Source organism: Chryseobacterium sp. DT-167 (genome assembly GCF_058310155.1).
This window is the reverse complement of the sequence record NZ_JBZEEQ010000132.1, coordinates 1-533: the sequence shown is the minus strand read 5'-3', so window position 1 is coordinate 533 and position 533 is coordinate 1. Positions and strand designations below refer to the sequence as shown.

1 pseudogene is annotated in these 533 nt (G+C 72.8%); it reads right to left on the bottom strand.

The features are described from left to right. A pseudogene (locus tag AC4FQ5_RS20130) lies at positions 1-533 on the bottom strand (hypothetical protein); the annotation flags it as partial.

Genomic DNA, 533 nt, shown 5'->3' with positions numbered 1-533 from the left:
CGATGCTCCTTCCCGGTGAAGGTGAACTCGATCGCGGATCCCCTCACCACGACGTGTCGACGTGTGAGCGTCGTGAGGCCGTACGTGTGGTTGTCCCGCGCGTAGCGATCGGATCCGATCCGGAAGAGCCCCTTGTCGAAGAGCCGGACCACGGCGGCGGTCGTCCGCCGCACCCGGGCGGAGAGGCCGCCGCCGGGATCCGCGAGGGTGCGGGCGACGTTCGCACGGAGCGTCGGGAGCGTCGCGCCGAACTCGAGAACGTCGTCGAATTTGTGGCGCGCGGCCTGAGCGCTCGCGACGTCCGAGTAGCGGTACTGCGTGCGTCCGCGCGCATCGATGCCCGTCGCCTGCACACGCGCCAGCGCGTCGGGCGCCACCCAGACGTCGGTCCACGCCGGGGGGATGGCGAGCCGTCGCACGCGCTCGAGGGTGGCAGGATCGGTCACCGGCGCTCCGGCGTCATCCGTCCACGAGCCGTCGCCCGGCGAGCGGTGCAGCCCGGCCGCGCGGCAGAAGCGCACCGCCGACGGCGA